This window comes from Dietzia sp. DQ11-38-2, assembly GCF_014145055.1.
In the GTDB taxonomy this organism is placed as follows: domain Bacteria; phylum Actinomycetota; class Actinomycetes; order Mycobacteriales; family Mycobacteriaceae; genus Dietzia.
Genome location: NZ_JAALDW010000385.1, coordinates 1 through 1,795 on the forward strand (window position 1 = coordinate 1; position 1,795 = coordinate 1,795).

The 1,795-nt window shown below is 70.8% G+C and carries 1 protein-coding gene and 1 pseudogene; one reads left to right on the forward strand and one right to left on the reverse strand.

What is annotated here, in order from left to right; translation table 11 throughout:
* Nucleotides 1-403 (reverse strand): annotated as a pseudogene (locus tag G6026_RS12780) (hypothetical protein); the annotation flags it as partial.
* A 327-nt stretch (nucleotides 404-730) separates the two neighbouring features.
* Between G6026_RS12780 and G6026_RS12785 the strand changes: the two are divergent.
* Nucleotides 731-1,795: AAA family ATPase (locus G6026_RS12785; protein ID WP_347238105.1), on the forward strand; the 1,065-nt coding region annotated here is incomplete at its 3' end.

Below are 1,795 nucleotides of genomic sequence, written 5' to 3' on the forward strand. Positions count from 1 at the left end.
CGTCGGCGGAGCCGGTCAGCGAACCGGTGTCCAGCGAGCCCGTGCCCGCATCGGCGGCGCCGCCGTCGATCAGGGCGCTGCCGGTGTTGGGCGAGACGCCGAGGCTGCCGAGCTCGACCGAGCCCGGGTTGGACGCCTCGGCATCGAGGTTCAGGTTGAAGGCGAGGCTTCCCAGGTCCACGGCGAGGTCGGTGCCGAGTCCGAGGTCGCCGAGGCTGCCGTCCTCACCCGCGATCTCCGTGAGGCTGCCGGTGTCGCCCGCGAGTCCCTCGAGGCTCCCGGACGGTGCCTCCTGCGCGGCCGCGAGGCCGGGGAACGCGATGGCGGCACCCAGTCCGAACGCGCCGACGGCGGCGATCTTGGCGGTGGTGCGGTTGGTGGTCTTCCGGTGGGTGTTCGTCATGTAATGAACAGCTCCCATCTTCATTGACCCCGATGGCTCTCATCGCGGACACCTCGACCAGAGCGAGATGCGTCGGTGACCCTACAAGCGGACTCCGGCCCTGTCAGGGGGTCAAATGCTGAGTGTTCCTTGAGGTAACACTTCGGTCATCGGTCGCGAGGGGTCGTGGTCACCCGTATCCCCGACTCGGCGGCGGGCCGCGTCGCACCTGCCTAGGCTGGCGTTATGGCCACGCCTGCGCATTCGGATCCGACATCGGGAGCGCCGCCTGGCGTCGTGGAGACGCACAGTGCTCTCATCGTGCTCTATGGTGACCAGGCTCACAAAGTGCGCAAACCGATCGACCTCGGTTTCCTCGACAACACCACGGTCCGGGCCCGCGCCGAGCAGAGTCGGCGGGAGGTCGAGCTCAACAGTCGCATGGCGCCGGACGTCTACGACGGCGTGCTCGAGGTCCGCGATCCCGAGGGCGAGGTGATCGACCACGTGGTCAGGATGCGTCGTCTCCCCGCCGACCGGAGCCTGGAGTCGCTGGTGCGGTCACGGGTCTCGGGCATCGGACGGGCCGGCGATCCGGATCTCGTGGTGGGCGTGCGGGAGGTGGGCCGGCAACTCGCTCGTCTGCACGCCGCGAGCCCCCGCTCCGGGCAGATCGAGGCCATGGGCACGGCGGACGCCGTGGCCGGTCTGTGGGGGGAGTCGATCGCACACCTGCGCCGTCTGAGCGTGGGCGAGGACGCACCGGAGATCGTCGACGACCTCGAGTGGCTCGCGGGGGAGTACCTGCGCGGACGGCGCCGGCTCCTACGGGCACGCGTGGACGCAGGCCGGGTGGTCGACGGTCACGGGGACCTGCTCGCGGCCGACATCTACCTCGAGGACGACGGGCCGCGTGTGATCGACTGTCTCGAGTTCGACGACCGGCTCAGGTTCGGGGACGCCATGCTCGACGCCGGGTTCCTGGCCATGGACCTCGACAGGGCGGGGGCACGGGACCTCGCGGAGGCCTTCCTCCGGGCGTACCGGGACTTCTCCGGTGATGACGCCCCGCCCTCCCTCGTCCATCACTACATCGGGTACCGCGCGGTCGTGCGGTCCAAGGTCACCGCCATCCGCGCCGACCAGACCGGGAGCGGAGGTGCGCATGCTCGGCACGCCCTGGAACTGGCGGATCAGGGAGTAGACGCCCTCTTGCGCGGCCGCGTCAGGTTGGTCCTCGTGGGAGGGGTGTCCGGGTCGGGCAAGTCCACGCTGGCCGTGCCACTGGCGGCGGCGTTGAAGGCCGAGGTCCTGCGGTCGGATGACCTGCGCGCCGCCGGCCCGGCCGACCGGCGGTACTCGGCGGCGGCGGTCGCCGCAGTCTACGGCCGGATGCTCGATCGGGCCGGGCAG